The 3,931-nt window shown below is 60.2% G+C and carries 3 protein-coding genes and 1 pseudogene; 2 read left to right on the top strand and 2 right to left on the bottom strand.

Annotated elements, in window-relative coordinates; genetic code table 11:
* Window positions 1–164: 164 nt before the first annotated feature.
* Both QZ522_RS18240 and QZ522_RS18235 read right to left on the bottom strand, forming a co-directional pair.
* Window positions 165–533 (bottom strand): response regulator, encoded by a 369-nt coding sequence (locus tag QZ522_RS18240; RefSeq protein WP_294614955.1) that lies wholly within the window; start codon window positions 531–533, stop codon window positions 165–167.
* Window positions 534–604: 71 nt separating this feature from the next.
* Window positions 605–1,915 carry a helix-turn-helix domain-containing protein gene (locus QZ522_RS18235; RefSeq protein WP_294614953.1) on the bottom strand — a complete coding sequence of 437 codons (1,311 nt, stop codon included), beginning with the start codon at window positions 1,913–1,915 and terminating at the stop codon, window positions 605–607.
* 218 nt (window positions 1,916–2,133) lie between these two features.
* On the opposite strand from QZ522_RS18235, the gene QZ522_RS18230 reads away from it, so the two are divergent.
* On the top strand, window positions 2,134–3,480 hold the full coding sequence (locus QZ522_RS18230; RefSeq protein WP_294614951.1) for an ABC transporter substrate-binding protein: 1,347 nt from the start codon (window positions 2,134–2,136) through the stop codon (window positions 3,478–3,480).
* Between the two features lie 100 nt (window positions 3,481–3,580).
* Window positions 3,581–3,931, top strand: a pseudogene (locus tag QZ522_RS18225) (branched-chain amino acid ABC transporter permease); the annotation flags it as partial.

Here is a 3,931-nt window from a genome sequence, read left to right as displayed (position 1 = left end):
AGATAAGGCCACGTGACTGGAGTTCAGACGTGTGCTCTTCCGATCTCACAACAGCGGGATAAAAAACAGAACCGTGCCGATGACTGGCAAAAGCCGCGCACCATCGGCCAGGCGGCGACGCCGATAGGTGCGGCGCGCCAGAAAGACCGGGCCGCGCTCGGCGCTCATTGGTTCACGAGCGCGCGCACGGCGGCCAGTACATCGGCATTGGAAAACGGCTTGGTCATATATTGGCTCACCCCGGCGCGTTCGGCCATCTCGCGGTCCTTGGTCTGGCCGCGCGCCGTCAACATCAGGACCGGGGTGTCGCCAAGCGCCGCGTCGCCGCGAATTTCCGTAAGGATGTCAAACCCGCTCTTGCCCGGAAGCATCGCATCCAGAATGATCAGGTCTGGCGCGCGCAGGCGCACCGCCTCCATCGCGTCATGGCCGTTGGCATGGGTTTTCACCTCCCAGCCGTCCCGCGACAGGATAAAGCTGACCGCCTCGATTATATTCGGCTCATCCTCGATCAGCAGAACCTTTTTTCCCATGCAACCGGCCTCCCCTCCGATGTCATAACGGCTGAACCGTCACGCAACTATCCCCATTCGACCACAGCCTGTCAAAAGCCCTCTGAAATGATTGAGGGTTCGCGCCTCGCGATGCAATCGGCAAGCGAACATATCCGGCAGTTCACCCCGACCTCGCGCAGCGGTGCGCTCTCGGCGTCCGGGCTGTCGGGCATCAACAACATATGCGCCTGCATCAGGGCCGGACGGTCGAAACCCGGCGCGCTCACCGGGGCCGAAACGGCAAGCGCCTCGACCGTTTCGGCGCCACGCCCGACCTGCTTCAGGCGCATCCGAAGCGGTATCTGCGGCTGTGCGAGAACCTGAAACAGCGGCCATAACGTACAGGCTCCGGCGATCCGCGGCATGGCGAACCCGTCAAGCGGCTTGCGAAACACCAGCGAGCCCGAGGCGTCACAGATCACCAGCCCCACCGGGCCGACCTTGTCCTGCGGCATGGCCGCAAGACGACGAAACAACGTTGCCAGATCGACGCCGGACAGGTCGGCAAGCCGATCGGGCCTCGGGCCGACGCTTTCGATCCAGCCCAGGAACGGATCAAGCGGCAGGGTTCGGGCATCAGCCAGATAGCGCAACAGCACATCCCGCGCGAGGCTTTGCGCCGGCATGGAAAGATCCGCCCCCGCCCCCTCGACAAGGCGCGTCACATCGCGCGGCCCGGCCATGTCCCGTTCAAGTTCCGGAAAATGAAACCCGTGCGCCGCCAGGAAGGCATGCATTTCGTCCTGGGGCGATTTGATCTCGGCGTCGGTATTGGGGGCCCCTTCAAGATAGCGCACCAGCGATTGCGCACCCTCGGTCAAGCGGGCGCTGTCTTCGTTTATATTGCGGTGAAAGCGGTTCTGCCATTCCGGCTCAAGCGCTTCGGTCTCGACAAGAATCGACGCCGTCGAGCGAATCGCCGTTACCGATGAGATCACCTCGTGCAGCGAATCGGCAAGATAGGGATCATGCGCCAGCCGGTCGGTCAGGGTTTCAATCGTGCGTTCAAGCCCCTCGTTGCGGCGATAGAGATCGGCCAGCAACCTGGCCCAGCCCGGAAACCGTCCGGCGAATTCCTCGGTCCTGCTGAGTTCGGCGCCGATGTCATCCTGTTCGCCCGCCGCCTCGCGCAGATCGGAAATAAGCGTGGCCTCGGCGCCTTCGGACAAAAGAGTCGGCTCCACATCCAGAACCTCGGCGAGTTTCAACAGGGTTTTGCCGCCGATTCTGCGCCGGTTATGTTCGATCAGATTGAGGTAGGAGGGCGAGATTCCTGCCTGTCGCGCCAGATCGGATTGCCGTATACCACTGAGCACACGCCGCTCACGGATACGTGTCCCGATCATCATCCTTTCCGGCATTGAAATTTCCCTGCATTCCGAACGGCTTCACACCGCTTCTGAAATTTTTTTTACAGTATTATTCGAGGCATTGTCTATTAATTTACAAAATAATTGTTCCGTCAAAAGCAGTTGTTGCCTAATTTTCTTACCGCCCCTCATACTAAAGCAGCACGACAGTGCCGATTGGGAAGGCGCAAGAGGAGGCCCTTCCCAAATTTTACAAATGGGAGGAATCTATGTCCAACTCGAACCTGACTCGTCGGGGCCTGATGAAGACCAGTGCCATCGCTGGCGCCGGTCTTGCTTTGCCGACGATCTTCACCGCGTCCAGCGCCTCGGCTTTCACAAATGAGCCGACCGGCGGCACTGTGACCCTTGGCTTCAACGTTCCCCAGTCCGGCCCCTACGCCGACGAGGGCGCGGACGAACTGCGCGCCTATGAACTGGCTGTCGAACACCTGAACGGTGGCGGTGATGGCGGCATGATGAATACTTTCAGCTCCAAAGCCCTGCAAGGCGGCGGCATCCTGGGCAAGAAGGTCGAATTCGTCACTGGCGACACGCAAACCAAATCGGACGCAGCCCGCGCATCGGCCAAGTCGATGATCGAAAAAGACGGCGCGATCATGATCACCGGCGGTTCAAGCTCGGGCGTGGCGGTTGCGGTTCAGGGTCTCTGCCAAGAGGCTGGCGTGATCTTCATGGCGGGTCTGACCCACTCGAACGACACCACCGGCAAAGACAAGAAGGCGAACGGTTTCCGTCACTTCTTCAACGCCTACATGTCCGCCGCCGCCCTGGCGCCGGTGCTTCAGAAGCTTTATGGTTCGGACCGCAAGGCCTATCACCTCACAGCCGACTATACCTGGGGCTGGACGCGGGAAGAATCCATCGCGGCCGCAACCGAGGCCATGGGCTGGGAAACCGTCGAGAAGGTGCGCACACCGCTCGCCGCAACCGACTTCTCGTCCTATATCGCGCCGGTTCTGAACTCGGGCGCCGACGTTCTGGTTCTGAATCACTACGGCGGAAACATGGTGAACTCGCTGACCAACGCGGTTCAGTTCGGTCTGCGCGAAAAGCAGGTCAACGGCAAGAACTTCGAAATCGTTGTTCCGCTCTATTCGCGCCTGATGGCCCGTGGTGCCGGCGAAAACGTGAAAGGCATTCACGGTTCGACCAACTGGCACTGGTCGCTGCAGGATGATGCCTCCAAGGCATTCGTCAAATCCTTCGGTGAAAAATACGGCTTCCCGCCGAGCCAGGCCGCGCATACCGTCTATTGCCAGACCCTGCTTTATGCAGATGCCGTGATGCGCGCAGGCAGCTTCAACCCCTGTGCCGTCGTCGAAGCCCTCGAAGGCTTTGAGTTCGACGGCCTGGGCAATGGCAAGACCCTTTATCGCGCAGACGATCACCAGTGCTTCAAAGATGTTCTGGTTGTGCGCGGGAAAGAAAATCCGACCAGCGAATTCGACCTTCTCGAAGTGGTCGAAGTGACACCGGCGGCACAGGTTACCTACCCTGCCGATCACCCGATGTTCGCAGGCGGCGCTCTGGGCAACTGTAACCCCGGCGCCTGATCTGTCAGATCAATCCGGTCGCGCGCCCCCTGCGCGCGGCCGGTTCTGACCGCAAAGACTCGGACAGACCACCATCGCCTCTAACCCATGGGTGGGAACAATGGACGCAATCATTCTCCAAATTCTAAACGGGCTCGACAAGGGCTCGGCCTATGCGCTTATCGCGCTTGGCCTGACGCTGATTTTCGGCACGCTCGGCGTTGTGAACTTCGCCCATGGCGCGCTTTTCATGATCGGCGCCTTCTGTGCGGTCACGCTTCAGCGCATCCTGAACATCAGCTTCGAGACGATCGACCCGACACGGACCGACTTTCTGGGCAACCCGATGAAGGTCAAGACGACCTACGTCGAAACCTGGTTCGGCCCCGAGCTTGGCGCGTCGATCATCGACTGGGCGGTGCCGATTGCGATCCTGTTCTCGATCCCGATCATGATCGGCCTCGGTTTCATC

Origin of the sequence: uncultured Roseovarius sp. (assembly GCF_913054395.1) — a bacterium.
GTDB lineage: Bacteria > Pseudomonadota > Alphaproteobacteria > Rhodobacterales > Rhodobacteraceae > Roseovarius.
Note: the sequence above shows the minus strand (reverse complement) of the source record. Positions and strands in the feature narration are given on the sequence as shown.